Source organism: Micromonospora sp. CNZ285, from assembly GCF_004637285.1.
In genome coordinates, this window is the sequence record NZ_SPQD01000001.1 from 3,942,629 (window position 1) to 3,965,537 (window position 22,909).

Consider the following 22,909-nt stretch of genomic DNA (forward strand, 5'->3'; position numbering starts at 1 on the left):
CGTGTTCGTCCGACGACGGTGGACCGCACTCGCCACCACCAGCATCCTGATCGCCGCGGCGCTGGCCCATCCCGGGCCGGGCGCCGCCGCACCGCCCTCCCCCGCGATCACGCTCGCCCCCACCGAGACCGCGCTGGTCCGCGTGCGGCTCGCCGACCGGGCGCAGCTCGACCGCCTGGTCGCCGGCGGCGCCGACCTGGCCAACCGCCCCCGCTCCCGCGACGGCGAGTGGACCGCCGACCTGGTCCTCACCGGACGGCAGCTCGCCGACCTCACCCGGCAGGGCGCCACCGCCGTGCAGGTGGTGCAGCGCGCCGACGACGGGGCCCGGCACCTGGCCGAGAGCCGCCGCGCCGCGCAGGAGCGCACCCGCGCCGGGCTGCGTACGAGCGGCGCCGCCGCTGTCGACACGCTCCAGTTCCTCCAGGCGTACTGGTGGACCACCGGCGGCCGGACGTTCCTCCAGGCCCAGGTCGCCACCACCGCCACCGACGACCCGGACGTCGAGATCACTGTGACCTGGCGAACGGCCGACGGCGCCACCGGCTCGTTCCCGCTGTACCGCTTCGAGGACTCGGGCGAGTACCAGTACCACTACGCGCTGCCGCAGCCGGTGCCGAGCCGGCCGGTGCAGCTCACCGCCACCTCCACGCTGGGCGGCACGAGCCGGCCGGTGACGCCGTCGCTCTGGCCGAACGCGACCCCGCCGCCGCAGCCGGCCGGCTACCAGAAGGACTTCATCGACGCGTACCTGACGCCGGTGGACATCAAGGCGCGCATCGCCCGGCTCGGCCGCCAGTACCGCGACCTGGTCGACGTGATCGACCTGCCGAACAAGACCCAGGGATACCGGCGGAACGCCGCCGCCTACCTGGGCGACCCGGCGGCCGCCGCCGTGGTGGTGGAGTCGGTCCGCTTCGGCGACCAGGGCATGAACGGCGTGCAGGTACGCACTGTCGACCCGGGCCGGCCGAACCGGCCGCTGAGCATGCGCTACCGGGACCGGGTGCTCACCGTCTCGCTTGCCACCGACCGCGCGGGCAAGGTGACGAGCACCACCGACGACGTGGCCGCCCTGATCAACGCCCCGCGAGGTGCCCGCTTCCGGGCCACTGTGGAGGACGGCTCCGCCGGGCTGCCGATGCCGGTGGCCGGGCCGGTACGCCTCGACGACGGGTTGCAGGGCACCGAGGTGCCGGCCCGGCCGTGGACGGTGCAGGCGCTGCGCATCGGCAAGCACCGCGACGGCTCCCGGATCGGTGTGCTGGCCTACTCGCAGGAGCACGCCCGCGAGTGGGCCACCCCGCTCGTCACGCTGGAGTTCGCCGAGCGGCTGCTGGCGAACGCGCGTACCGACGCGGCGACCCGCAAGCTGCTGGAGCAGGTGGACGTGTTCGTCATCCCGACGGTGAACCCGGACGGCGCGAACTACTCCTTCAACGACTACAACTTCCAGCGCAAGAACCTGGTCAACCACTGCACCGGCGCCTCCCGCGACCCGAAGTACCGCACCATGTGGGGCGTCGACGTCAACCGCAACTACACGGTCGGATCCCTGTTCGACGGGTACGTGGGCGCGAGCGCGAACTGCCTGTCCGGCAACTACGCGGGCACGGCGGAGCTGTCCGAGCCGGAGAGCCGCAACGTGATCGACCTGGCCAAGGCCCACCCGAACATCAAGTTCGCGATGAACGTGCACTCGTACGGCGGCTACTTCATGTGGCCGCCCGGGGCGTACAAGGCCGACGGGCGGGTGACGCTGCCGCGCCCGTCGATCGACGAGTCGACGCTGTTCCTGGGCAGCGCGCGGCGCATCGTCGGCGCGATCGCGGCCGAGCGCGGCACCGTCACCTGGCCGTCGCAGACCGGCCCGGTCGCCGATGTGCTCTACTCGGCGGCCGGCAACTCGGCCGACCAGCTCTACTACGAGCTGGGCATCTTCGCCTGGGACTTCGAGGTCGGAAACGACAGGTGGAACGAGGCCACCGGCCAGTGGGAGGGCGTCGGCTTCCAGCCGCCGTTCGACGAGGCGCACGCCGAGGCGCAGGAGTACGCCGGCGGCCTGGTGGAACTGGTCCGCGTCGCCCGCGACTACGCCGCCCACAACCCGGTCCGGCGCTGACCGCAAGCGGTCCCCGGTCGGCCGAGTCCGGCCGGGGACCGCGTCAGCTCTGCCCGGCTCAGTCAGCGGTGCCGAGGTCGCGGAAGACGGTGAGCGCGCCCGGGTCGTCGATCGTCGCCGGGACCGGCTCGTCGCGCCCCTCCACCAGGCCCCGCATGGTGCGCCGCAGGATCTTCCCGGAGCGCGTCTTGGGCAACGCCGGCACCACTGTCACCCGGCGGAACGCCGCCACCGGGCCGATCCGCTGCCGGACCAGCGCGACCAGCTCGGCGGCGAGCGCGTCCGGGTCCACCTCGGCGCCGGCCTTGAGCACCACGTATCCGCTGGGCACCTGCCCCTTCAGCGCGTCGGCCACGCCGATCACCGCGCACTCGGCCACCGCCGGGTGCGTCGCCAGGACCTCCTCCATCGCGCCGGTGGACAGGCGGTGCCCGGCCACGTTGATGACGTCGTCGGTGCGGCCCATCACGTACAGGTAGCCGTCCTCGTCGAACCGGCCGCCGTCGCCGGTCAGGTAGTGACCCGGGAACGTGGACAGGTAGGAGCGGACGAACCGCTCGTCGTCACCCCAGAGCGTGGGCAGGCAGCCGGGCGGCAGCGGCAGCCGGATCACGATCGAGCCGTCAGTGCCGGGCGGCGCGTCCCGGCCCGCGCCGTCGACCACGCGCACGTCGTAGCCGGGCACCGGCACCGTCGGCGACCCCGGCTTGATCGGCAGCGGCTCCAGGCCGCGCGGGTTGGCCGCCACCGGCCAGCCGGTCTCCGTCTGCCACCAGTTGTCGACCACCGGTACGCCGAGCCGCTGCCCCGCCCAGGCCCACGTGTCCGGGTCCAGGCGCTCGCCGGCGAGGAAGAGGGTACGCAGCGCGCCCAGGTCGTACCGGGAGATGTGGCTGCCGTCGGGGTCCTGGCGGCGGATCGCCCGGATCGCGGTGGGCGCGGTGAACAGGGCGGCCACCCGGTGCTCGGCGGCGACCCGCCAGAACGCCCCGGCGTCGGGGGTGCCGACCGGCTTGCCCTCGTAGAGCACCGTCGTCGCGCCGGTGAGCAGCGGCGCGTACACGATGTAGGAGTGGCCGACCACCCAGCCCACGTCGGAGGCGGCCCAGAAGACCTCGCCCGGCTCGATGCCGTAGACGTTGCGCATCGACCAGCGCAGCGCCACCGCGTGCCCGCCGTTGTCCCGCACCACGCCCTTGGGACGGCCCGTGGTGCCGGAGGTGTAGAGGACGTAGAGCGGGTCGGTGGCGGCCACCGGCTCGCACGGCGCCGGTTCCGCGTCCGCCATCACCTCGGCCCAGGTCAGGTCGCGGCCCGGCACCAGCGGGGCGGGTTCCTGCGGGCGCTGCACCACCACGCAGCGCTCCGGCGCGTGCGTGGCCTCGTCCAGCGCGGCGGCCAGGATCGGGTGGTACGGCACCACCCGGTCGGCCTCGATGCCGCAGGAGGTCGCCACCACCACCTTCGGCCGCGCGTCGTCGATCCGGACGGCCAGCTCGTGCGCGGCGAAGCCGCCGAAGACCACCGAGTGCACCGCGCCGATCCGGGCGCAGGCCAGCATGGCGATCACCGCCTCCGGGACCATCGCCAGGTAGAGCAGCACCCGGTCACCCCGGCCGACGCCGAGCCGGCGCAGCGCACCGGCGAACCGGGCCGTCTCGGCGAGCAGTTCGGCGTACGTGAGCGTGCGGGCCGTGCCGGTCACCGGGCTGTCGTGGATCAACGCGGGCTGGTCGCCACGCCCGGCGGCGACGTGCCGGTCCAGCGCGTTGTGACAGGTGTTCAGCACCCCGTCGGGGAACCAGCGGTACAGCGGCGCCGCCGAGTCGTCGAGGATGCGCTCCGGCGGGATGACCCAGTCGATGTCGGCCGCCGCGTCCCGCCAGAAACCAGCCGGGTCGGCGATGCTCCGCTCGTACGCTGATCGATACGCGCCCATGCCGCCATGCTGCGCCGCGGCACCACGCCGGCACGACGGCCGGACGGGTCCGGTGCGCCGGAAGCGCGCCCCGGCTCGCTGAACGGCCGGTCACGGCGGTGGGCGGTACCCGTCGCCTGTCGTTTCCGGCGGCCCGGGCGTCGAGGACCCGGCCGCCCGGGTCCGCCTCGCCGAAGGCCGACGAGCAGCGGTGACCGCTCAGCCCAACGGGCGACGGATGAAGCCCGTGGGGCGGGGTAAGGCAACACGGTCCTGGTGGAGAGACGACCGGTGTCGCGGCGTACCGCGGCCGGGCACGCGGGCGGGCGGCGCGAATGCCGCCCGCCCGCGCATCCCGGGGCCGGCCCGGGCAAACCGAGTTTGATCGATCACGGCTGTCGACTAGCGTGCGCAGGCGTGAAAACCAATCGGATCTTGCCGATCCTCCTGACCTGTGCCGTGCTGGGGCTCGCCGCGTGCGGCGACGAGAAGCCCTCGACCACGGCCGGGCCGGCGGCCACCTCGGCCTCCGCCGCCCCCTCCTCGGCTGCCCCCTCGCCGTCGGCGGCCGCGATGAGCGACAAGGAACTCTGCACCGCCGCAGAGAAGATCAACAAGGACATGCGGGCGAAGCTCATGACTGCCGTGCAGTCGGGCGGCGACCTGACGAAGCAGACCGGCGCGATCCTGACCGAACTCGGTGACCGGGTGACAGAGCTCGCCGGAACCGCCGGCGACGGCAAGGCGGCCACCGCCCTGAAGGAGTTCGGCGCGGAGGCCGGCAAGGCGGGCTCGGCCGCCGACCCGGGCACCGCCGCCGACAACCCCGCCATGGAGAAGGCCAGCAAGGACATCAACGCCGCCTGCAAGACGGCCGGCGCGCCGACCACCTTCTGACGCCGACGCCCCGGGTCGTCCGTCCGGCGCGTACCGGACGGACGACCCGTCGGCTCAGTTGCCGGTCACCCAGTTCCAGGCGGAGACCACCCACTCGGTCTGCTGGAGGTACGCCACACCGACGCCGGCCAGGAACAACGCGGTGATCAGGTGGGCGCCCCGGGCGCTGCGGCGCACCCGGCCGAGCTGCCGTTCCAGGATCAGCCGGCCGATCAGCCGGGCCAGCGCGAACAGGCCGACCGCGGTGAGCAGGCTGAGCACGAACGTGAGCAGCGGGGCGACCAGGTTGCCCCGGCCGGAGATCGCCCAGATGCCCCAGCACACGAACGCGAACAGGGCACCGGCGGCGCTCAGCTCCCCACCCTTGCGCGCCTGGGCGAGATGCCAGCTCATCGGCCGGCGGGGCGCCGGCTCGGCCGCCCAGTCGCCGTGCTCGACGGTGGGGAACTGCTCGGTACGGGGCGTACGCGAGGCGCGCGGCCGGCCGACCGCCGCCACCCCGCGCTGGAACGCGTCCCGCTGCGGGGGCACCACCCCCGGCTGGGGCGGCACCTCCACGGTGCGCTCGGCCCACGGCTGTGTCTGGTCCGCCATCTTCGTCCTCCCCCTCGACCGATTCCGGCCTCGGTTCCGAGGGTAGCCAGCCCGCAAATAGGGTGCCGACCCCCATCGCGGTGCGATACACACGTGCCGTGACTGACGTGCTGGTATCCCGGGCCGAGGACTTCGACGACATCGCGGCGCTGCTCGCGCTGGCCTTCCACGGCGATCTCGACCCCGACGTGCAGGCGCTCGAACGCCCGATCTTCGAGCCGGACCGGTCGTTACTGGTCCGCGACGGCGGGACGGCAGTCGCGCACGCCGCCGCGTTCAGCCGCGGTCTCGCGGTCCCCGGCGCGGACGTGCCGGCCGCGCACGTGACGATGGTCGCGGTGGCGCCGACGCACCGGCGGCGCGGCCTGCTCACCACGCTGATGCGCCGCCAGCTGCGGGAGGTCCGCGACGCCGGCCGGGAACCGATCGCGGTGCTCTGGGCCAGCGAGGGCCGCATCTACCCCCGGTTCGGCTACGGGTCGGCGGCCCCGCGCTACATGCTGTCCGTCGACACCACCGGCCTGCGCCTGCCCGCCCCGGCGCCCGCCGAGGGCAGGCTTCGACTGGACCGTCCGGACTCGCACCGGGACGAGCTGGCCCGGCTGTACGAGCAGGTCCGCGCCGGGCGGCCCGGCTGGTCCCGGCGGGACGAGCGCTGGTGGTCGTACGTGCTGGCGGACCTCAAGGCGCACCGGGGCGGCGCCACCGAGCGCCGGGTGCTGCTGCACGAGGGCGCCGACGGCCTCGACGGGTACGCGCTGTACCGGACGAAGGACAGCTCGACGGCCGTCGGGCCGCAGGCCGAGGTGCAGGTCGGCGAGGTGGTGGCGGCGACGCCGGAGGCGTACACGGCGCTGTGGCGGTTGCTGCTCTCGGTCGACCTGACCCGCCGGCTGTCGTTCCCGATCGCGGCCCTGGACGAGCCCTTGCTGCGGCTGGTGGACGAGCCCCGCCAGCTCTCCCCGCATCTCGCCGACGCGCTCTGGGTGCGGGTGGTGGACGTGCCGGCCGCGCTGGCCGCCCGGCGCTACGCCACCGACGTGGACGTGGTGATCGAGGTCACCGACGAGCTGCTGAAGGAGAACACCGGCCGCTGGCGGCTGGTCGGCGGCCCGGACGGCGCGGAGTGCACGCCCACCACCGCACCGGCCGGGCTGGCGTGTGACGTACGCGCTCTCGGTGAGATGTACCTCGGCGGCGCGAACCCGTACGCGCTGGCCGCCGCCGGCCGCGTCTGGGAGCTGGTCCCGGACACGCTGACCGCGCTGACGCCCGCGTTCACCTGGTACCGCGCCCCCTCCCCCATGGAGGTCTTCTGACCGCCCGCCCGCCCCCGGCCCTCGATCATGAAGTTAGCGGCGCAACCGTCCGGTTCGTCCCGGCTAACTTCATGATCGTGCGGCGGGTGGGAGCAGGGAGCGCTGGCAGCAGCGGGGCTTCGCACACCCGTCGGGGAGACGATTTGTGATCGTCGGCGCGCGCCTCGTCGACCCTGGAGTTGTGGCACCTCGCATACCTCGCTCACGGGGCACTCCGGGCACCACAACTCCATGATCGGCGGAGGCTGGCTGGATCGGGTACGCCGGGAGCGTGTGCGGGGAAGCGCGGGGTGCGAGCGGCGCGCGGGTGGCCGTGGGGACGGTACGGTCGGGGGATGGGCGAGGCGGAGCGACGGCGACGGCGGCTGCGGCATCACGGCGAGGCCGCCCCGCCGACGGAGACCGCCGGAACCGGTGCCGACGGCACGGCCACCGGCGGCACCACTGCCAGTACGACACCGGTACACGACGACGTGGCGCCCCGGTCACCGCGCGCCGGCCGGCCGGGCGAGCCGGAGCCCCGCGGACGCCGCGCCGCCCCGCCCGCCGAGGAGGGCGAACGAGGGCTGCGCGGGCTGGTCGGCTCCGGCTCGTCGCAGGTGAGCGTGACGGCCGCGCTGCGGGCACGCGACGCCGCCCGCCCCACCGAGGACGACCTCGCCGAGGCCGAACAGCGGGTGGTACTCATCCGCCGCAACTGGGTGCCGCGCGAGGACCTGCCCCGCAACGGGCGCTGAGCCCGGAGGTGTCCGCTCAGGCGGGCAGCTCGGGCAGGCGGCGGCTCTGCTCGTAGGCGGCCACCTGCTCGATGCGCCGGCTGTGCCGGGGGTTGCCGGAGAACGGCGTGGTCAGGAACGCCTCGACGAGCGCTGTCGCCTCGTCCAGCGTGTGCTGCCGGGCGCCGATCGCGACGACGTTCGCGTCGTTGTGCTCGCGGGCCAGCTGGGCGGTGTCCACGTTCCAGGCGAGCGCCGCCCGGACGCCCGCGACCTTGTTCGAGGCGATCTGCTCGCCGTTGCCGGAACCGCCGATCACCACGCCGAGGCTGCCCGGGTCACCGACCACCCGGTCACCGGTGTGCAGGCAGAACGCCGGGTAGTCGTCGTCCGGGTCGAAGACGTGCGGTCCCACGTCCACCACCTCGTAGCCCTGCTTGGCCAGGTGGTTGGCGAGGTGCACCTTCAACTCGAAACCGGCGTGGTCGGATCCCAGGTAGACGCGCATACCGCGCAGTCTGACAGGCCCGCCTCCGAGCCGGCGCGCGGGCGGCGACCCGGAGGCGGATTCGTCACACGGTCAGTGCGGCAGCTCGGCCACGACCAGGCCGGCCCGCGCCTTCGGGGTGAACCAGGTGCTCTTGCGGGGCATCTTCTCCCGGGCCAGGTTCACCGCGACGAAGTCGTCGACGGTCACCGGCGCGACGAGCACCGCCAGCTCGGCCCGGCCGCCGTCGACCTCTCCGACGAGCCAGCTCGCCGGGTAGTCGCCGCCCACGTACGTGATCCGCTTGTCACCCGGGTCGAGGCCCAGCGCGTCGCGCAGCAGCAGACGCTCGACGAGCGCGTGGTCGAGATTCTCCAGCCGGCCCGCGCCGACGTGCGGCAGCGTCACCGCGTACCCCCGGCCGCCGAGATAGAGGTGCACGACGCCGCCGGTCGCCGGCACGCCGACCGGGCCGTCCACCGGGGTGATCTCCGCGCCCGCCGCGCGCAGCCGGTCGAGCAGCTCGTCCGGCGTGGTGGTCAGCTCGCTGACCAGCCGGTTGTAGGGCTGGATCGCGACCGACGCGGGCGTGGTGACCACCGCGAGGAAACGCGGGAACCCGCCGGTCTGCGCGGCCAGGCTGCGGTGGTTGCCGTCCGCCACCACCAGATCCCCGCCGCCGGCGAGCGCGGTCAGCTCGTCCTGCGCCGGGCCCGGGCCGAGCAGCCAGATCGCGTGCGTCCGGCCGGACTGGTCGACGTCCGTCGCGGCGGGCGCGCCGGCCGCGTCGGTCGCCGCCGCGAGCGCGGCGTGCAGCTCGTCGCCCCTACCGGTCTGGAGCAGGAGTACGGGCGAGAGCAGGTGACCGAGCGCCTCGGCCAGGGCGACGCGCTCCCGCACCTTGGCGATGAACACGTCCTCGTTGCGGATCACCAGACCCGGCTCGTCGGCGCGGGTGGAGATCTGGTCGGTGTCGACCATGGCCCACAGCCCGTACGCGCTCTCCTCGCCCGGCGCGCTGATCCGGTAGAGCACCACCACCTGCTCGGCCGGCGTGTAGCTGCCGTCCGCCTTCGCCTCGGCCAGGCGCGCCACCGCGTCCGGCAGCGCGTCGAGGAAGGACTTCCCGAGGCTGCCGGGCGCCCGGTGGGGCATCTCGATGCCCAGGGCGCTGTGCGGATTCGCCTCGACGATGGAGGTGATCTCCGCGTCGTCGGCGAACTCGTCGTAGTTCTGCGCGCCGGTGCCGCCAGTGGTGATCCAGGCCCGGGTGATCGGGTGCACGACCGTCATGTCCGCTGACGCTACCCGGGCCCCGATCACCCCCGCCGCCGGACTCACCCGCTTACCACCAGGTGAAAGGAAGGGCCCCGTCCTAACGCCTCCGGTAGAGGAAGGGCCCCTTCTCGACGCCGCGAAGGGCAGCTCAGGCGGTGGGGTTGCGGTGCCGGCCCGGGGCGGGGCGGCGCACCGGCGGGGCCGGGCGGGAGCCGGCGTTGAGACGTACCGTCGTCGCACCCGCGGCGGCCGGGTGGGCGACGGCGCCGGACCGCGACGGCGCGCGGGCGGGCCGGACGGGCTCCTCCGGCGGTGTCATCCGCGAGGTGGCCACCACCCGGGCCACGCCGACCACGATCGGCGGGGCCAGCAGGTCGGCCACCTCGGCCGGGCCGGCCGGCCAGTCGCTCTCGGTCACCGACCAGTACGTCGCACCGGAGTCCTCGGTCGCCTGCTGCGGCGCGTCGTCGGACATGTGGCGGTGCTTGGCCATGGGAACGCCTCCAGGAGCTGCCGTGTTGCGGCCCCGCGGGCCGTCGGCTGGGACACCCGGTGAAACGAGCCCCGCACCGGCCCGGTGACGGGCGGGTGCGGGGCTCGGGGCGCGCTGCAGGTGTTGAGAAGGGGCCCTTCCTTTCACCTCAGTCGAAGATGGGGCCCTGCTCGCGGGTGCGCTTCAGCTCGTAGAACCCGGGGGTGGCGGAGACCAGCAGGACGCCGTCCCAGAGGCGGCCGGCCGCCTCGCCCTTCGGCGCCGGCGTGATCACCGGGCCGAAGAAGGCGACCTGCTTGCCGTCCGGGCCGGGCGCGTGGATCACCGGGGTGCCCACGTCGGTGCCGACCGGCCGCATGCCCGCCTCGTGGCTGGCCCGCAGCGCCTCGTCGTACTGGGTGGACTCGGCCGCGTCGGCGAGCGCCGGGTCCAGGCCGACGTCGGTGAGCGCGCCCGCGAGCATGTCGCGGCCCAGTTCCTCCTTCTTGAGGTGGATCCGGTTGCCCATCGCGGTGTAGAGCTTCGCCAGCGCCTCGGCGCCGTGCGCCTGCTCGACGGCGATGCACACCCGCACCGGGCCCCAGCCCTTGACCATCAGGTCCTGGTACTCCGCCGGCAGTTCCCGGCCCTCGTTGAGCACGGACAGGCTCATCACGTGGAACCGGATGTCCACGTCCCGGACCTGCTCGACCTCCAGCAGCCAACGGGAGGTGATCCACGCCCACGGGCACAGCGGGTCGAACCACATGTCCGCGGTGACACGTTCGGTCACGGTGTCTTCCCTTCACGACATCGTCGCGCCGGGGCTCCGGCGCGGTCACCTCCGATCCTCACCCCGTACCGCATCGACCGGTACCGGAATGAGAGCGTGACCTCGACCACCGAGAGCGGTCCGTGCATGGAAGACTCGGTTCTCGACGGGCCGTCACGAGCGGCCGGGCAGTACCGGCGCCGCGGGGCGCGGCGAGACGAGTGGGATGGAGACGAACAGTGCCGGGAGTGCGCAACCTGACCCAGGTCGAGGCTACCGAGCGGGCCCGCCTGCTCGAGGTGACCGGGTACGACATCAGCCTTGACCTGTCGACCGCGGTGCAGCCCACCGGTCGCACGTTCCGCTCGGTGACCGAGGTCCGGTTCCGCTGCGCCGAACCGGGGGCGACGACATTCATCGAGACAGCCGCCGAATCGGTGCGGTCGGCCACGCTCAACGGCGAGCCGGTGGACCTGTCCGGCTGGTCCGCCGAGAAGGGACTCACGCTCAGCGGCCTGGCCGCCGAGAACGTGCTGGTGGTCGACGCCGACTTCGGCTACTCCAACAGCGGGCAGGGCCTGCACCGGACGGTCGACCCGGTGGACGGCGAGACCTACCTCTACAGCCAGTTCGAGACCGCTGACGCGCAGAAGGTCTACGCCTGCTTCGACCAGCCCGACCTGAAGAGCGTCTACACCTGGCACGCCACCGTCCCGGACCACTGGCGGGTCGTGTCGAACATGCCGGTGGCCCGTGAGGAGGCCGCCGGTGAGGGCCTGAAGACGGTGCACTTCACCGTCTCGGAGCGGATGAGCACCTACATCACCGCGCTGTGCGCGGGGCCGTACCACGAGGTGCGCCGCAGCCACGACGGCATCGACATGGGCTACTTCTGCCGGGCCAGCATGGCCCCGCACATGGACGCCGACGACCTGCACCTGATCACCACGCAGGGCTTCGACTTCTTCCAGGAGAAGTTCGGCGTCCGCTACCCGCTGCCCAAGTACGACCAGCTCTGGGTGCCGGACTTCAACGCCGGCGCGATGGAGAACTTCGGCTGCGTCACGCACGCCGAGTCGCACTACATCTTCCGGTCGCAGGTCACCGACTTCGAGTACGAGCAGCGCGCCAACACGATCCTGCACGAGCTGGCGCACATGTGGTTCGGTGACCTGGTCACCATGCGCTGGTGGAACGACCTGTGGCTGAACGAGTCGTTCGCCGAGTGGGCCAGCCACTGGTGCAACACGCACGCCACCCGCTTCACCGACGCGTGGACCACGTTCCTGTCGATCCGCAAGAACTGGGGTTACCGGCAGGACCAGCTCTCCTCCACCCACCCGGTCTACTGCGAGATGCCGGACCTGGAGGCCGTCGAGGTCAACTTCGACGGCATCACGTACGCCAAGGGCGCGAGCGTGCTCAAGCAGCTCGTCGCGTACGTGGGTGAGGAGCCGTTCCTGGCCGGCCTGCGCGCCTACTTCGGCAAGTACGCCTGGGGCAACGCCACGTTCGACGACCTGCTGTCCGAGCTGGAGGCGGCCTCCGGCCGGGAGCTGCGCAAGTTCGCCGCCCAGTGGCTGGAGACCGCGCAGGTCAACACGTTGCGTCCGGAGGTGACCATCGGCGCCGACGGCACGTACGAGCGGGTGGTGGTCCGGCAGGAGGCGCCGTCGGGCTACCCGACGCTGCGTACCCACCGCATCGGCGTGGGCCTGTACGACCTGACCGACGGCCGCCTGGTACGCCGGGAGCTGATCGAGACGGACGTGACCGGCGAGCTGACCGAGCTGTCCGAGCTGCACGGCAGGCCGGCCGCCGACGTGCTGCTGCTCAACGACGAGGACCTCACGTACGCCAAGCTGCGGCTGGACGAGCGGTCGATGGCCACTGTGGTGCAGCACATCGCCGGCTTCGACTCGTCGCTGGCGCGGGCGCTGTGCTGGACCGCCGCGTGGGACATGACGCGTGACGCCGAGCTGTCGGCCCGCGACTACGTGGCGCTGGTGCTGGCCGGGCTGACCGCCGAGACCGACATCAACCTGGTGACGGCCACGCTCCGGCAGGCGACCACGGCGCTCACCTTCTACGCCGACCCGGCGTGGGCGCCGACCGGCTGGGCCGACCTGTCCCGTACCGCGCGGACCGCGCTCGCGGCGGCCGAGCCGGGCAGCGGCTTCCAGCTCGCCTGGGCCCGGGCGTACGCCTCGTCGGCCCGCTCCGGCGAGGACCTGGCGACGCTGCGCGGCTGGCTGGACGGCAACGGGGTGCCGGAGGGCCTGACCGTGGACACCGAGCTGCGCTGGACGGTGCTCCAGTCGCTCGTCGCCAACGGCGCGGCCGGTGCGGCCGACGTGGACGCGGAGCTGGCCGCCGACCGTACCGCCAGCGGCGAGCGGGAGGCCGCGTACGCGCACGCGCTGGTGCCGACCGTCGAGAACAAGGCGGCGGTGTGGGCGCTGCTCACCGGCCCGGACGCGCTGCCCAACTGGCGTAACCGGGCGCTGTTGCAGGGCTTCACCCACCCGGCGCAGGTCGAGCTGACCGCGCCCTACCGGGAGCGGTACTTCGCCACCGTGGACCAGGTGTGGGCGCAGCGCGACAGCGAGCCGGCGCAGGAGTTCGTGCAGCTCGCGTACCCGGCGTACCTGGTCGAGGAGGACACGGTCGCGGCGACCGACGCGTGGCTGGCCCAGGACGGGCGGCCGGCGTCGCTGCGGCGGCTGGTGGCCGAGGGCCGCGACGGCGTGGTCCGCGCGCTGAAGGCCCGGGAGCGGGACGCGCGCACCGCCTGAGTGAGGCACGCCGGCCGGGGCCGGCGCGGGTGGCAGCCCGCGCCGGCCCGGCTGCGGACGCGAGAAAGCCCGGCCCACGCGTACGCGGGCCGGGCTTCGTCGTGTGTGCGGGCGGGGGTCAGCCCTTGCCGGCGTGGCTGGCGAGCTGGTCGAGGCCCTGGATGATGCCGCCGGCCAGGTCGCCGCCGCCGAAGGAGGCCACCATGGAGAGCGCGGCCAGCTTGGCGTACGTGTCCGGGATGCGCTTGCGCGCGTACTTGCCGGTGACGATCTCCAGCTGCCGCTGGTTGGGCGACACCGCGATCAGCACCGAGCGGTCCGGGTCGGCGAGCTGGCGGTGCAGCCGCTCGGCGTGCTCCCGGATCGGCTCGTCGAGGCCGCCGACGTAGACCGAGAAGACCAGGCCGGTGCCCTGGTCGGCGAGGCGCAGCGCCTCGTCGATGCGGAGCAGCTGACGGGTCGAGAACGGTCCGTCCAGCACGTCGGGCGGGGTGCCCGTCCCCGTCGTGGGCCGCGCTTCACCAACGGTCACTTGCGCCTCCGGTTCCACCGGCCGGCGCCTCCCGGCCGGCCTGCTCCTGCTTGCGGCTGGTCAACGCCGGCGCCTGCGCCCCGGCGGCCAGCGCCGTGCCGGCCGAGTCGGCCAGCTGCTCCGGACGGCCCAGGAACCAGACCGGAGTGAAGTCGAAGGGCCGGCCCGGCCGGTAGCGCTTGGCGCCGCCACCGTTGCCGCGGCTGCCGACGGCCGCCAGGGCGGCGATCAGCAGCACCGCGGCGGCCGGGATGCCGACGAAGACCACCAACGTCTCGGTAACAGACAATCCCAACGCCCCCAGGCGGAAAGAGAGACCAGGAATGGTGCGGGTCGGCCGGTCAGGACCGGTCGCGCCCCACGTCACTTGTGATGTTCACGTTAGCGGAGTCGGCGGCCCGCCAAATTGCGGGGTGCTGATCCCATCCGTCACTCCGGTGCTCCAGTTGCGCGGCAGTGGCGAGCAGTGTCGCGTCGTCGCCGTACCGGCCGGTGAGGAGCACCCCGACCGGAAGCCCGTCGGTGGTCCGTCCGAGAGGTAACGAAACGGACGGATCGCCCGTGACGTTGAAGACCGCACAGTACGGCGAGAAGCGCCGCTGCCGGTCGAAGTCCTCTGCCGGTTCGAGGGCGGCGAACGCGCCCACCGGCGCCTGCGGGGCCGCGAGCGTCGGGCAGAGCAGCAGGTCACAACCGGCGGTACGGCGTACGCCACGGCGTACCTGCGCCTGGAGTTCGCCGAGCGCGGCCATCAGCCGGGCCGCGCCGAGCGCCTCGCCGCGCTCGCGCAGGTACCGGGTCAGCGGCAGCAGGTCGCCCTCCCGCCCGGCCGGGACGGGGGTGACCGCCAGCGCGTACCAGACGGTCTCGAACAGCGGCCACGCCTCGGGGCCGAGCGGCGCGGGGACGTCGACCACCTCGTGGCCGGCGTCGGTGAGCAGCGCGGCGGCCCGGTCGACGACGGCCACGCAGTCCGGGTGGACCGGTTCGTCGGCGAGCATCGGCGTGGTGAAGCGGCCGACGCGCAGCCGGCCGGGGCCGGTGACGCGGGCGGCGCGGGTGACGCCGAGGTAGCCGCCGGCGGGCGCGGCCGGCGGGAGGTACGGCTCGCCGGGCACCGGGCGGGCGAGCACGTCGAGCAGCGCGGCCACGTCGGCGACGGTACGGCCGATCGGCCCGTTCACCGGCAGCCCGAAGCCGCCGAAGCCGAGCGGCCCGCCGGAGACCATGCCGCGGCTGGGTTTGTAGCCGACCAGGCCGCAGAGCGCGGCCGGGATGCGCAGCGAGCCGCCGCCGTCGGAGCCCTGCGCCACCGGCACCAGCCCGGCGGCGACCGCGGCGGCCGCGCCGCCGCTGGACCCGCCCGCGGTGTACGCGAGGTCCCACGGGTTGCGGGCCGGCGGCGCCACCAGTCCCTCCGAGTAGAGCGAGCAGCCGAGTTCGGAGGTGGTGGTCTTGCCGAGGCTGACCAGGCCGGCGTCGGCCAGGAGGCGGACCACGTCGGCGTCGACGGGCGGGACGAAGTCGGCGAAGGCGGCCGAGCCGAAGGTGGTGCGGACGCCGGCGGTGAGCGTGAGGTCCTTGATCGCGGTCGGCACGCCGTGCAGCGGGCCGCGTTCCTCGGCCGCGAGCGCGTCGGCGGCGCGGGCGGCGGTGCGGGCCTGTTCGGCGGTGACGGTGACGAACGCGCCGACGGTGTCGCCGAGCGCCTCGACCCGGCGCAGGTGGTGCTCGACCAGTTCCAGGCTGGACAGCTCGCCCCGGCGGATCGCGGCGGCCTGTTCCAGCGCGGTCAGATCGTGCGGCTCGGCCATGCCGTCCATCCTGCCGGTCCGGCGGCCGGGAGGCCGGACGACACGTCCGGCCGGCGGCCGTCGGGTCCATGTCCGGCTGACATCAGCGGTTCGGAATGCGTCCGCCGGCTCGGCACGACGGACGCATTCGCGGCGGCCGTCAACGCCCGAGGAACCGCAGCGCGTTGCCGCCGAGCAGCGCGTCCCGCTGCACGTCGGTGAGGAAGTCCGCCCGGTGCACCACGTCGCCGACCGGTCGCTCCCCCAGCGGGTACGGGTAGTCGCTGCCGAGCAGGACCCGCTCGGCGCCCATGGTGTCCACCAGCAGCCGCAGCGCGGCCGGCTCGAAGACCACCGAGTCGACGTGGAACCTGTCGACGTACGAGCTGGGCGGTGCGCTCGACGCGCCGCGTACCAGGTCGCCGCGACGATGCCAGGCGTTGTCGGCGCGGCCCAGCCAGAACGGGAAGCTGCCGCCACCGTGCGCGAAGCAGATCCGCAGCGTGTCCGGCACCCGGTCGAACACGCCGCCGAGGATCAGCGCGAGCACCGACAGGTGCGTCTCGGCCGGCATCCCGGTCAGCCAGCGCGCCATCCACCGGTCCAGCCGGGGGCCGCCGGGCATGTCCCACGGGTGCACGAACACCGGCGCGCCGACCTCGGCGCAGTGGGTCAGGAACTGCACGATGCCCTCGTCGTCCAGGTCCCGGTCACCGACGTGGTTGCCGATCTCCACCCCGGCGTGCCCGGCCGACAGGCAGCGGTCCAGCTCGGCGCAGGCCGCGTCCGGGTCCTGCAACGGCACCTGGCAGAACGGCACCAGCCGGCCGTCACCGCCGGCGGTGACCTCCAGCGTGAGGTCGTTGAAGATCCGGGCCACCTTGACCGCCTGGTCTGCCGGGCGGTCGTAGCTGAAGAACACCGGGGTGGGCGACACGACCTGCACGTCCACGCCGTCGGCGTCCATGTCGGCCAGCCGGGTCGGCGCGTCCCAGCACTGCGCGCCGATCGGGCGGAACTCCGTCTCCCCCACCATGATCATGGCGGCGCGCTCGGAGTCCACCCGCAGCCAGGGCCAGCCGGACCCGCCGCACGCCGCGGCGAGGTCCGGCCACCCCTTCGGTACGACGTGCGTGTGCACGTCCACGACCGGCACGCGTCAGCCCTTGCCCGGGTGCAGCGCGCCGCAGTTGTCGCAGGTGCGGGCCTTCTCGTCGGCGTAGAACGCGGCGAAGACCGGGGGCAGGTCGGCGGCGATGTCGCGGACCTGCAACTCGACCTCGTGCACCTTGTGGTGGCACTCGCCGCAGTACCACTGGAACTTCTCCAGCGTGCCCTCCTCGCGGACCCGCTCAATCACCATGCCGATCGAGCCGGCCTCGGGACGCTGCGGCGAGTGCGGGGTGTTGCGCGGCAGCATCCACATCTGCCCCTCGCGCACGTGCACCGTACGCGGGCCCTCGGGCAGCATCAGGTTGATGTGCATGTTGCCCTTGACCTGGTAGAAGAACTCCTCGTACGGGTCGACGTGGAAGTCCGTGCGCTGGTTCGGGCCGCCCACCACCATGACGATGAAGTCGTCGCTGCCGGGCAGCATCTCCTTGTTGCCCACCGGGGGCTTGAGCAGGTGCTGGTTCTCACCGATCCAGCCGGAGAAGCTGAACGGCTCGGCGATCTCACTCATGGGAACCTCCCGACGGCAGTAGGGCGACGGCCTGCATCTCGATCAGCAGATGCGGGTGCGGAAGCTGGTGCACGGCGACTGTGGTCCGGGTCGGCCCGGTGGCGTCGAAGAACTCCGCCCACACCTCGTTGTAGCCGCCGAAGTCGTTCATGTTGACCAGGTAGCTGGTGACCTGCACCAGGTCGCTCAGGTCGGCGCCGACCGAGCGGAGCAGGTCGCGGATGTTCTCCACCACGGCCCGGGTCTGCTCGCGGATGTCCAGGTCGGTGGTACCGAACTCGTCCACCGACACGCCGGCGAACGTGTTGTCCGGCCGGCGCGACGACGTACCGGAGACGTAGACGAACCCGCCGGCCACCTTGACGTGCGGGAACGAGCCCCGCGGCACGGCCTTCCCGGCCACCACCCGGGCCGTCATGGCAGGGCCTTCAGGGAGGCGGACCCGAGCTTCTCCACAGTGGCGCGGACGTGCGCGCCGGGGCGCAGCGGCACCGCGGCGGTGGCCGCGCCGGCCAGGAACACCCAGCCCTTGCGCAGCCGTACGCCGTGCCGGCCGGCCAGCCGCAGCCCCTCGTCCAGCGCGCGGCGCGGGTCGCCGAGGATGGCGGCGGTCGAGCCGACCTGCGCCACCCGCCCGTCGATCTCCAGCAGCACGCCGAGGTTGTCCAGCCCGTCCGGCACCGGCGACCACGGCCCCACCACGAACGCGGCGGCCGAGGTGTTGTCGGCGATCACGTCCGGCAGCGAGAAGGTGAAGTTCGCGTACCGGGAGTCGATCAGCTCGATCGCCGGGGCGACCGCGCGTACCGCACGGGTGAACGAGCCGACCGGTTCGCCCGGGTCGGGCAGCCGGTCCAGCAGGAACGCCACCTCCGGCTCGACCCGGGGATGGATGAAGTCGCCGACGTCGACGCCGCCGCCGTCGGGCACCCGCATCACGTCGGTGAGCCGGCCCCAGATCACCTCGTCCACGCCTACCTGCGCCATCTTGGCCTTGCTGGTGAGCCCCATCTTGAGGCCGACCAGCCGCTCACCCCGGTCGAGGCGGCGCTGCACCAGCGCGGTCTGCACCGCGTACGCGGCGTCGACGTCGAGGCCGGTCTCGGCGGCGAGCTGCGGGATCGCGGTGGCGTCGTCGGCCGCCGCGCCCAGCTTCTCCGCGATGCCGGCGATGTCCGGCCCGATCATGAGTTCTCCTTACCGGCCAGGTCCAGTGCCACGTCCACGATCATGTCCTCCTGGCCGCCGACCATCCGGCGGCGGCCCAGCTCGACCAGGATCGAGCGGACGTCCACGCCGTACTTGGCCGAGGCCCGCTCGGCGTGGCGCAGGAAGCTGGAGTAGACACCCGCGTACCCCAGGGAGAGCGTCTCCCGGTCCACCTGGACCGGCCGGTCCTGCAACGGGCGGACCAGGTCGTCGGCGGCGTCCATCAGCGCGAACACGTCGCAGCCGTGCTTCCAGCCGTGCAGCTCGGCGACCGCGACGAAGACCTCCAGCGGCGCGTTGCCCGCGCCGGCACCCATGCCGGCGAGCGACGCGTCCACCCGGACGGTCCGCCCGGACGGCGAGCCGAGCGGGCCGTCGCCGAGGATCCGGCCGTGCTCGACCGCGAGCACGCTGTTCGCCACACCCAGCGACAGGTTGTGGTGCGCGTGGATGCCGATCTGCGTCTCCGGTTCCAGCACCTGCCGGTACGCGTCGACGCGCTGCGCCACGTCCGACATCAGCAGCCGGCCACCCGAGTCGGTGACGTAGACGCAGTGCGCGCCGTACGACTCCATCAGCTTGGCCTGCGCGGCCAGCCCGGCCGGGTCGTTGAGGTGCGACATCATCAGGAACCCGGAGACGTCCATGTCGTTCTCCCGGGCCCAGGCGATGTGCTGGGCCGAGATGTCCGCCTCGGTGCAGTGGGTGGCGATCCGGACGCTGGTCACGCCGAGCGCCTTCGCCGCCTTCAGGTCGGCGATGGTGCCGATGCCCGGCAGCAGCAGCGTGGTGAGCCGCGCGGTGGTGAGCACCTCGGCGGCGGCGGCGATCCAGTCCGCGTCGGCTGCGGCGCCGTGCCCGTAGTTGACGCTGGATCCGGCCAGGCCGTCGCCGTGCGCCACCTCGACCGCCGCCACGCCGGCCGCGTCGAGCGCGGCCGCGATGGTACGCACCTGGTCGACCGTGTAGCGGTGGGCGACGGCGTGCATGCCGTCGCGCAGCGTCACGTCCTGGATGTAGAGGTCGGTCATCGGGTTGCCCCCTCCGGGGAACGCAGCGCCACCAGCCGCTCCGCGGTACGCAGCGCGGCCGACGTCATGATGTCCAGGTTCCCGGCGTACGCGGGCAGGTAGTGCCCGGCGCCGGAGACCTCCAGGAACACCGACACCTGCAGGCCGGTGAAGTGCCGGCCGAGCACCGGCGCGTACGTGTCCACGGCGTCGAACTGCACGTCCTGCTTGAGCCGGTAGCCGGGCACGTACTCCTGCACGGCCTTGACCATGTCGGCCACCGAGGCGGCGATCGCGCCCCGGTCGGCGTCGGCGTCCGGGCACAGGCAGTAGACCGTGTCGCGCATCAGCAGCGGCGGGTCGGCCGGGTTCAGCACGATGATGGCCTTGCCGCGCTCGGCGCCGCCGACCACCTCGATGGCGCGGGCGGTCGTCTCGGTGAACTCGTCGATGTTGGCCCGGGTGCCCGGACCGGCGGACTTCGACGCGATCGAGGCGACGATCTCGCCGTACGCGACGGGGGTGACCCGGCCGACCGCGTGCACGATCGGCACTGTGGCCTGCCCGCCGCAGGTCACCATGTTGACGTTCGGTTCGCCCAGGTGCTCGTCGAGGTTCACCGGCGGCACCACGTACGGGCCGATCGCGGCGGGCGTCAGGTCGACGACGGTGCGGCCGTGTGCCCGCAGCACCTCGTCGTGACGCTTGTGCGCGCCGGCCGAGGTGGCGTCGAAGACGAGCTGGACGTCCGCGAACTCGGGCAGTGCCACGAGGCCGTCGACGCCCTCGGCGGTGGTGGTCACGCCGAGCCGGCGGGCCCGGGCCAGACCGTCCGAGGCCGGGTCGATGCCGGCCATCGCCACCATGCGCAGGCTCTCACTGAGCCGCAGCACCTTGATCATCAGGTCGGTGCCGATGTTGCCCGACCCGAGCACCGCCACTCCGACGCTCATGATCTGGTCTCCTTCGAGAAACAGGTACGCACCGAGCCGAGCCCGGAGATGCGCGCCTCGTACGCGGCGCCGGGCGTGACCGGCACCATCGGCCCGAGCGCGCCGGAGAGCACCACGTCACCGGCCTTGAGCGGGTCGCCCGCCCGGGCCATGGTCGCGGCCAGCCACTGCAACGCGTGCAGCGGATTGCCGAGGCAGGCCGCGCCCGCGCCGACCGAGACCGGCTCACCGGCGTGCTCCAGCACCATGCCGCACAGCCGCAGGTCGACGTCGGCGAGCCGCCGGGGCGCGGTGCCGAGCACGAACAGCCCGCTGGAGGCGTTGTCCGCCACCGTGTCCACGATGGAGATGTCCCAGTCCGCGATCCGCGAGTCGACGATCTCGATGGCCGGCAGCACGTGGTCCACCGTCCGGATCAGGTCGACAGTGGTGACCCGCTCGTCCGGCAGGTCCGCGCCGAGCACGAAGGCGATCTCCGCCTCCACCCGCGGCTGGAGCAGCCGGTCGATCGGCACCTCGACGCCGTCACCGACGGCCATGTCGTCGAAGAGCACCCCGAAGTCGGGCTGGAAGACGCCGAAGCTCTCCTGCACGGTCCGCGACGTCAGGCCGATCTTCGCGCCGACGCGGCGGTGCCCCTTGCCCAGCCGTTGCCGGGTGTAGACCTGCTGCACCTGGTACGCGGCCTCGATGTCGCCCTCGGGCAGCAGCCGGCCGCGCAGCGGCGGGCAGGGCTTCCCGTCCTGCCGGGCCACTGCCAGTTCCCGGTTGGCGGCCTCGATGTCCACGGTCATGGCGGCTCCTCGCTTGCGTCGCTGGGGATTCCGGCCATTCTGCCCACCGCGCGCGCCCGCGCCAGTCCGCGCGCTCATGTGAGGTCCACGCAGACGTTGGTGAGCTCGGAGTAGAAGTCGAGCGAGTGCACGCCGCCCTCGCGGCCCACGCCGGACGCCTTCACCCCGCCGAACGGGGTGCGCAGGTCGCGCAGGAACCAGGTGTTCACCCAGACGATGCCGGCGTCGAGCCGGGCGCCGGCCCGGTGCGCCCGGCCCACGTCCCGCGTCCACACCGTCGCCGCCAGGCCGTAGGCGGTGCCGTTTGCGAGCGCGAACGCCTCGTCCTCGTCGTCGAACGGCGCGACGTGCACCACCGGGCCGAAGATCTCCTCCTGGTTGGTGCGGGCGTCCGCCCCCAGGCCGGTGAGCACCGTCGGCTGCACGTACGCCCCGCCGTCGCGGGCGTCGCCGAAGCGCGGCGTGCCGCCGCCGGCGCGCACCTCGGCGCCCTCGGTACGGGCCAGCGCGTAGTGGCCGAGCACCTTGTCCCGGTGGCCGTGCGAGATGAGCGGCATGTTCGCCGTCGCCTCGTCGTCCGGCCAGCCGTACGCCAGCTCGTCGGCGCGCTCGGCCAGCCGCGCGGTGAACTCCTCGAACACCGGCCGCTGCACGTAGATACGTTCGGTGCACAGGCACACCTGGCCGCCGTTGGTGAAGCTGGATCGCACCGAGCCGGCGACCGCCGCGTCCAGGTCGGCGTCGGCGAACACCAGGCCGGCGTTCTTGCCGCCCAGCTCGAAGCTGACCGCCTTCACGCCGTCGGCGGCGGCGCGCATGATCGCGCTACCGGTCGCCGACTCGCCGGTGAAGGTGATCGCGTCCACGCCCGGGTGGCGGGTCAGGTGCTCGCCGGCCGAGCCGGGGCCGAAGCCGTGCACCAGGTTGAACACGCCGTCGGGCACGCCCGCCGCGGCCATCACCTCGGCCAGCAGCGTGGCCGAGGCGGGGGTCTCCTCGCTGGGCTTGACCACCACGGCGTTGCCGCAGGCCAGGGCCGGGGCGACCTTCCAGGTGAGCAGCAGCAGCGGCAGGTTCCACGGCACGATCACCGCGACCACGCCGACCGGCTTGCGGACCGCGTAGTTCAGCGCCCGGCCCCCGGCCGGGGTGACTGTGGTGAACGACTCGGTGGGCGCGGTCGCCACGATCTCGGCGAACGCCCGGAAGTTGGCAGCACCGCGCGGGATGTCGAGCGTGCGGGCCTGCGAGATGGCCTTGCCGGTGTCCGCGACCTCGGCGGAGACCAGGTCGTCGAAGCGCCGTTCCAGCTCGTCGGCGACCCGGCGCAGCACCTCGGCGCGTTCCCGCTCCCCCATCCGGCCCCACGGGCCGCGCAGCGCCGCCCGGGCCGCGGCGACCGCGTCGTCCACAGTCGACTGCGACGCCTCGACCACCTCGAACACCGGCTCGCCGGTGACCGGGCTGCGCTTGGTGAACCGGGAACCGGCGTCGACGAACTCGCCGCCGACGAAGTTGCGCAGCAGGCCGGGGCCGTGCGGCGCGTGGCCGGTCATCAGGCGGG

At 73.4% G+C, this 22,909-nt stretch carries 22 protein-coding genes; 5 read left to right on the plus strand and 17 right to left on the minus strand.

Annotated elements, in window-relative coordinates:
* The first annotated feature begins 1 nt into the window (after position 1).
* A complete protein-coding gene (locus tag CLT75_RS17795) occupies positions 2–2,122 on the plus strand; it encodes a M14 family zinc carboxypeptidase (RefSeq protein WP_135241641.1) in 2,121 nt (706 codons plus the stop codon).
* A 58-nt stretch (positions 2,123–2,180) separates the two neighbouring features.
* On the opposite strand, the gene CLT75_RS17800 is transcribed toward CLT75_RS17795, so the two are convergent.
* On the minus strand, positions 2,181–4,061 hold the full coding sequence (locus CLT75_RS17800; protein ID WP_135241642.1) for a propionyl-CoA synthetase: 1,881 nt from the start codon (positions 4,059–4,061) through the stop codon (positions 2,181–2,183).
* A 270-nt stretch (positions 4,062–4,331) separates the two neighbouring features.
* On the opposite strand from CLT75_RS17800, the gene CLT75_RS17805 reads away from it, so the two are divergent.
* The gene (locus CLT75_RS17805; protein WP_486485210.1) at positions 4,332–4,937 is read left to right on the plus strand and encodes a hypothetical protein; all 606 of its coding nucleotides are present in this window, start codon (positions 4,332–4,334) and stop codon (positions 4,935–4,937) included.
* A 54-nt stretch (positions 4,938–4,991) separates the two neighbouring features.
* Here the strand turns inward: CLT75_RS17805 and CLT75_RS17810 are convergent, their stop codons facing one another.
* Positions 4,992–5,531 carry a hypothetical protein gene (locus tag CLT75_RS17810; protein WP_135241643.1) on the minus strand — a complete coding sequence of 180 codons (540 nt, stop codon included), beginning with the start codon at positions 5,529–5,531 and terminating at the stop codon, positions 4,992–4,994.
* A 98-nt stretch (positions 5,532–5,629) separates the two neighbouring features.
* On the opposite strand from CLT75_RS17810, the gene CLT75_RS17815 reads away from it, so the two are divergent.
* Positions 5,630–6,850, plus strand: coding sequence for a GNAT family N-acetyltransferase (locus CLT75_RS17815; protein ID WP_486485211.1), 1,221 nt, complete (start codon positions 5,630–5,632; stop codon positions 6,848–6,850).
* 335 nt (positions 6,851–7,185) lie between these two features.
* Entirely contained in the window at positions 7,186–7,587 is a 402-nt protein-coding gene (locus tag CLT75_RS17820) for a hypothetical protein (RefSeq protein ID WP_135241645.1), read from the plus strand.
* A 16-nt stretch (positions 7,588–7,603) separates the two neighbouring features.
* On the opposite strand, the gene CLT75_RS17825 is transcribed toward CLT75_RS17820, so the two are convergent.
* From CLT75_RS17825 to CLT75_RS17840, 4 genes are all read right to left on the minus strand, one after another.
* Positions 7,604–8,074, minus strand: coding sequence for a ribose-5-phosphate isomerase (locus tag CLT75_RS17825; protein ID WP_013288048.1), 471 nt, complete (start codon positions 8,072–8,074; stop codon positions 7,604–7,606).
* A gap of 72 nt (positions 8,075–8,146) precedes the next feature.
* Complete coding sequence (locus CLT75_RS17830; protein ID WP_135241646.1) at positions 8,147–9,346, minus strand: DUF1015 family protein; 1,200 nt, start codon at positions 9,344–9,346, stop codon at positions 8,147–8,149.
* A 133-nt stretch (positions 9,347–9,479) separates the two neighbouring features.
* A complete protein-coding gene (locus CLT75_RS17835; protein WP_135241647.1) occupies positions 9,480–9,824 on the minus strand; it encodes a hypothetical protein in 345 nt (114 codons plus the stop codon).
* A gap of 148 nt (positions 9,825–9,972) precedes the next feature.
* Complete coding sequence (locus CLT75_RS17840) at positions 9,973–10,596, minus strand: mycothiol-dependent nitroreductase Rv2466c family protein (RefSeq protein ID WP_135241648.1); 624 nt, start codon at positions 10,594–10,596, stop codon at positions 9,973–9,975.
* 227 nt (positions 10,597–10,823) lie between these two features.
* On the opposite strand from CLT75_RS17840, the gene pepN reads away from it, so the two are divergent.
* Positions 10,824–13,370, plus strand: a complete 2,547-nt coding sequence (gene pepN, locus CLT75_RS17845; protein WP_167796930.1) for an aminopeptidase N — start codon at positions 10,824–10,826, stop codon at positions 13,368–13,370.
* Between the two features lie 118 nt (positions 13,371–13,488).
* On the opposite strand, the gene CLT75_RS17850 is transcribed toward pepN, so the two are convergent.
* The 11 genes from CLT75_RS17850 to CLT75_RS17900 form a co-directional block, all read right to left on the minus strand.
* Complete coding sequence (locus tag CLT75_RS17850) at positions 13,489–13,902, minus strand: DUF5130 family protein (RefSeq protein ID WP_091423148.1); 414 nt, start codon at positions 13,900–13,902, stop codon at positions 13,489–13,491.
* Positions 13,889–14,197 (minus strand): aa3-type cytochrome oxidase subunit CtaJ, encoded by a 309-nt coding sequence (gene ctaJ, locus CLT75_RS17855; RefSeq protein ID WP_013288054.1) that lies wholly within the window; start codon positions 14,195–14,197, stop codon positions 13,889–13,891. The genes CLT75_RS17850 and ctaJ overlap by 14 nt, the downstream gene beginning before the upstream one ends.
* 46 nt (positions 14,198–14,243) lie before the next feature.
* Positions 14,244–15,716: an amidase gene (locus CLT75_RS17860; protein ID WP_135241650.1), complete on the minus strand. Its 1,473-nt coding sequence runs from the start codon at positions 15,714–15,716 to the stop codon at positions 14,244–14,246.
* A gap of 139 nt (positions 15,717–15,855) precedes the next feature.
* Positions 15,856–16,851 (minus strand): amidohydrolase family protein, encoded by a 996-nt coding sequence (locus CLT75_RS17865; RefSeq protein ID WP_135241651.1) that lies wholly within the window; start codon positions 16,849–16,851, stop codon positions 15,856–15,858.
* Positions 16,852–16,854: 3 nt separating this feature from the next.
* Complete coding sequence (locus tag CLT75_RS17870; protein WP_013288058.1) at positions 16,855–17,379, minus strand: 3-hydroxyanthranilate 3,4-dioxygenase; 525 nt, start codon at positions 17,377–17,379, stop codon at positions 16,855–16,857.
* Positions 17,372–17,797, minus strand: coding sequence for a RidA family protein (locus CLT75_RS17875; RefSeq protein WP_135241652.1), 426 nt, complete (start codon positions 17,795–17,797; stop codon positions 17,372–17,374). Before CLT75_RS17875 ends, CLT75_RS17870 begins: the two co-directional genes overlap by 8 nt.
* Entirely contained in the window at positions 17,794–18,567 is a 774-nt protein-coding gene (locus CLT75_RS17880; protein ID WP_091423125.1) for a 2-keto-4-pentenoate hydratase, read from the minus strand. Before CLT75_RS17880 ends, CLT75_RS17875 begins: the two co-directional genes overlap by 4 nt.
* On the minus strand, positions 18,564–19,619 hold the full coding sequence (gene dmpG / locus CLT75_RS17885; RefSeq protein ID WP_135241653.1) for a 4-hydroxy-2-oxovalerate aldolase: 1,056 nt from the start codon (positions 19,617–19,619) through the stop codon (positions 18,564–18,566). Before dmpG ends, CLT75_RS17880 begins: the two co-directional genes overlap by 4 nt.
* Positions 19,616–20,551, minus strand: coding sequence for an acetaldehyde dehydrogenase (acetylating) (locus CLT75_RS17890; RefSeq protein WP_135241654.1), 936 nt, complete (start codon positions 20,549–20,551; stop codon positions 19,616–19,618). Before CLT75_RS17890 ends, dmpG begins: the two co-directional genes overlap by 4 nt.
* Positions 20,548–21,345: a fumarylacetoacetate hydrolase family protein gene (locus tag CLT75_RS17895; protein WP_135241655.1), complete on the minus strand. Its 798-nt coding sequence runs from the start codon at positions 21,343–21,345 to the stop codon at positions 20,548–20,550. The genes CLT75_RS17890 and CLT75_RS17895 overlap by 4 nt, the downstream gene beginning before the upstream one ends.
* 74 nt (positions 21,346–21,419) lie before the next feature.
* The gene (locus CLT75_RS17900; RefSeq protein WP_135244050.1) at positions 21,420–22,901 is read right to left on the minus strand and encodes a 2-hydroxymuconic semialdehyde dehydrogenase; all 1,482 of its coding nucleotides are present in this window, start codon (positions 22,899–22,901) and stop codon (positions 21,420–21,422) included.
* Between the last annotated feature and the right edge of the window lie 8 nt (positions 22,902–22,909).

Coding starts and splice junctions, on each gene's coding strand:
- CLT75_RS17800 (WP_135241642.1), bottom strand. CDS start 4,061: ATGGGCGCGTATCGATCAGCGTACGAGCGGAGCATCGCCGACCCGGCT.
- CLT75_RS17880 (WP_091423125.1), bottom strand. CDS start 18,567: ATGATCGGGCCGGACATCGCCGGCATCGCGGAGAAGCTGGGCGCGGCG.
- CLT75_RS17830 (WP_135241646.1), bottom strand. CDS start 9,346: ATGACGGTCGTGCACCCGATCACCCGGGCCTGGATCACCACTGGCGGC.
- CLT75_RS17860 (WP_135241650.1), bottom strand. CDS start 15,716: ATGGCCGAGCCGCACGATCTGACCGCGCTGGAACAGGCCGCCGCGATC.
- CLT75_RS17900 (WP_135244050.1), bottom strand. CDS start 22,901: ATGACCGGCCACGCGCCGCACGGCCCCGGCCTGCTGCGCAACTTCGTC.
- dmpG (WP_135241653.1), bottom strand. CDS start 19,619: ATGACCGACCTCTACATCCAGGACGTGACGCTGCGCGACGGCATGCAC.
- CLT75_RS17810 (WP_135241643.1), bottom strand. CDS start 5,531: ATGGCGGACCAGACACAGCCGTGGGCCGAGCGCACCGTGGAGGTGCCG.
- CLT75_RS17895 (WP_135241655.1), bottom strand. CDS start 21,345: ATGACCGTGGACATCGAGGCCGCCAACCGGGAACTGGCAGTGGCCCGG.
- CLT75_RS17820 (WP_135241645.1), top strand. CDS start 7,186: ATGGGCGAGGCGGAGCGACGGCGACGGCGGCTGCGGCATCACGGCGAG.
- CLT75_RS17890 (WP_135241654.1), bottom strand. CDS start 20,551: ATGAGCGTCGGAGTGGCGGTGCTCGGGTCGGGCAACATCGGCACCGAC.
- CLT75_RS17825 (WP_013288048.1), bottom strand. CDS start 8,074: ATGCGCGTCTACCTGGGATCCGACCACGCCGGTTTCGAGTTGAAGGTG.
- CLT75_RS17835 (WP_135241647.1), bottom strand. CDS start 9,824: ATGGCCAAGCACCGCCACATGTCCGACGACGCGCCGCAGCAGGCGACC.
- CLT75_RS17870 (WP_013288058.1), bottom strand. CDS start 17,379: ATGAGTGAGATCGCCGAGCCGTTCAGCTTCTCCGGCTGGATCGGTGAG.
- CLT75_RS17875 (WP_135241652.1), bottom strand. CDS start 17,797: ATGACGGCCCGGGTGGTGGCCGGGAAGGCCGTGCCGCGGGGCTCGTTC.